4 protein-coding genes are annotated in these 2,961 nt (G+C 49.6%); all 4 read left to right on the top strand.

The genetic code is table 11. The annotated features are described in order from the left end of the window. Positions 1–363: type II and III secretion system protein (locus tag PHF27_RS14205; RefSeq protein ID WP_300071506.1), on the top strand; the 363-nt coding region annotated here is incomplete at its 5' end. Between the two features lie 158 nt (positions 364–521). After that, positions 522–1,190 carry a response regulator transcription factor gene (locus PHF27_RS14200; RefSeq protein ID WP_300071503.1) on the top strand — a complete coding sequence of 223 codons (669 nt, stop codon included), beginning with the start codon at positions 522–524 and terminating at the stop codon, positions 1,188–1,190. 397 nt (positions 1,191–1,587) lie between these two features. Continuing rightward, positions 1,588–2,253, top strand: coding sequence for an amino acid ABC transporter permease (locus PHF27_RS14195; protein WP_300071501.1), 666 nt, complete (start codon positions 1,588–1,590; stop codon positions 2,251–2,253). Further along, positions 2,240–2,947 carry an amino acid ABC transporter ATP-binding protein gene (locus PHF27_RS14190; RefSeq protein WP_300071499.1) on the top strand — a complete coding sequence of 236 codons (708 nt, stop codon included), beginning with the start codon at positions 2,240–2,242 and terminating at the stop codon, positions 2,945–2,947. The genes PHF27_RS14195 and PHF27_RS14190 overlap by 14 nt, the downstream gene beginning before the upstream one ends. Positions 2,948–2,961 lie beyond the last annotated feature (14 nt).

Genomic DNA, 2,961 nt, shown 5'->3' with positions numbered 1-2,961 from the left:
ACTACAGTAACATACGATTATCGGGATGTGGGGATTATTTTGCGCTATACGCCGCAGGTGCAGGCGGACGGGCAGATTACGGCGGCCGTGCATACAGAGGTAAGTACGCCGCAATTGGAGACGCAGCTGACGCCGCCGGCGTATCGCTTCAGCAAGCGTGAGGCGGACACGCAAGTGCGCCTTCATGACGGACAAACGATGGTGATTGGCGGCTTAATTGGCCGTTCAGAAACGAAAGCCATCAGCCGCCTGCCTTTTTTGGCGGAGCTGCCGGTGCTAGGCGCGTTATTTCGTAATCAGTATCATGAAAAAGAGGATACCGAAGTGGTTATATTTTTGACAGCTCGGGTGGTTTTGGGTTAAAATGCCTAATAGCACCGAGTGTAGGTGTGTTTGCAAGCTCTTTATTGGAGAATTCTTTTATTCTTGATGCAGTAATTCAACGAATCAGCTATAATAAATATGACATGCTTTTACATAGTTATGAATACATAGCGACAGGGAGCAAGGTGGAGGAGTATATGACCATTCGAGTTGTAATTGCGGACGACCATGCGTTGTTGCGACAGGGAATTCGCAATGTGCTGGAACTGGAACCGGAACTGACGGTGCTGGGGGAAGCGGCAGATGGAGAAGAGGCGGTTCGCCAGGTAGAGGAGCTGCATCCCGATGTGCTGCTGCTGGATGTGAATATGCCCAAGGGGAACGGTCTTGAAGTGACGCGGCGTCTCAAAGAGGCTGGTTCGCCTGTGAAAATTGTAGTTTTGACGATTCATGATGATCAAAACTATGTGGTGGAATTGGTCAAGGCGGGCGCAGCCGGTTATCTTTTAAAAGATGTGGAACCGTCCATGCTGATTCAGGCGCTGAAGGTGGTTGCCGCCGGCGAGACCTTTATTTACCCGACTCTTGCGGGCAAACTGCTGGGCGAAATCAATCGCCAGGAAGAGCGCTTGTTGGAGACGACGCGCATTTACGAGCGTCGCAAGGAAGAGCGGCTGACGTACCGGGAATTGGACGTGCTGGAGCTTATTTGCCAAGGCATGAGCAACCAGGAAGTGGCGCAGAAGCTCTTTCTGAGCGAGAAAACGGTAAAAAATCATTTGACGAATATTTTCCGCAAACTCCATGTTTCGGACCGGACGCAAGCGGTATTGTATGCCATTAAGAATAAAATGGTGAAGATTTAGGAGTGGGGTACGGTTTTATAAAACAGGAGTAAAGTGAGTAGAGTGAGGGTACGGATCTTAATTTTATTGATTTACGGATATTCTATTTGCGAGCTTTTTTGATTGCTTTTGTTTCAGATCGGACGTAAGTGCTGCTGTACGCCATTACGAATAAAACGGAACCCTCCATTTACTCCCTCTACTCCTGTTAATATCCGTCATTTGTTTCCTAAAGTGGCTTCCTTGACACTGTTATGCATATGCATTTATAATTATTCTATCAATTTTATACGTAGGGCTGGCCCCAAAAGGGGAACGCAAAGACTCAAAGGAGCGCGGTAATGGCTGCTGGCGCTCGGAATGAAGATGTCTTTGCTTTTTTGCGGTTGCAGCCTAATGGGAAAAAAGGAAGGATATCATGAATTTTGATTTTGACCTGGTGACGCGTTCCTTTCCGTTGTTGCTGCTGGGCGCGGGGGTTACCATCCAGATTACGGCGTTGAGCGTGGGTTTTGGCCTGGTCATCGGCGTTTTTATGGGTATGGCGCGGCTGTCTAAAATGTGGGTGATTCGTTCTTTTGCGGCGGTGTATGTAGATTTTATCCGTGGCACGCCGCTGTTGGTGCAAATCTTTTTGATTTATTTTGCCTTGCCCATTATTATCGGACAGCGGATTGATCCCTTTATCGCAGCGATTACGGCTTGCAGTATTAATAGCGGAGCGTATGTGGCAGAGATTTTTCGGGGCGGTATTCAGTCCATTGATAAAGGGCAGATGGAAGCAGGGCGTTCCTTAGGGATGACCTGGTGGCAGACCATGCGCTTCATCGTTTTGCCGCAGGCGTTCAAGAGGGTTATTCCCCCGTTGGGCAATGAGTTTATCGCCATGTTGAAAGACTCGTCCTTGGTTTCGGTGATTGGCTTTGAAGAGTTGACACGCCGAGGGCAGTTGATTATTGCCAGAACCTATGGTTCCTTTGAAATTTGGCTGACGGTAGCCTTTATTTATTTGGTGATGACCTTGAGCATTTCCCGTTTAGTGGCCTATTTGGAGCGGAGGTACAAGATCGATGATAAGCATTAAGGGGCTCCACAAACATTTTGGCAAGCTGCATGTCTTAAAAGGAATCGACGTAGAAGTAGCCGAAGGCGAAGTGGTAGTCGTTATTGGACCGTCCGGCTGCGGCAAGAGTACGATGCTGCGCTGCATCAACTATCTGGAAGAGCCGACAGAGGGCGAAGTGATTGTAGACGGCATGACGCTGTCTAAGAAATCGAATATTAATGCAGTCCGGGCGGAAGTGGGCATGGTGTTTCAGCGCTTCAACCTCTTTCCCAATATGAATGTGCTGGAGAATGTTATGCTGGGCCCTATGCAAGTGCGCAAGCTGCCCAAGGGAGAAGCGGAGACTATGGCTCGCGCGCTTTTGGACAAGGTAGGCTTGCAGGAGAAGGCGGAGGTCTATCCGGAGCAACTGTCCGGCGGACAGCAGCAGCGGGTGGCTATTGCGAGGGCCTTGGCTATGCGGCCGAAGGTAATGCTTTTTGACGAGCCGACTTCGGCGCTGGATCCGGAAATGGTCAAGGAAGTGCTGGAAGTTATGAAGACGTTGGCGCGGGAAGGCATGACCATGGTCGTGGTTACGCATGAAATGGGCTTTGCTCGGGAAGTGGGCAATCGAGTACTCTTTATGGATGAAGGGAAGATTGTGGAAGAAGGTTCGCCAGAGGCCATTTTCTTGGACGCCCAGGAGGAAAGGACTAAATTGTTCCTCTAGATCGGAAGAGCGTC

Source organism: Anaeromusa sp. (assembly GCF_028691475.1).
Lineage (GTDB): Bacteria > Bacillota > Negativicutes > Anaeromusales > Anaeromusaceae > Anaeromusa.
The sequence above is the reverse complement of the archived record's forward strand: the minus strand, read 5'-3'. Positions and strand labels throughout refer to the sequence as shown.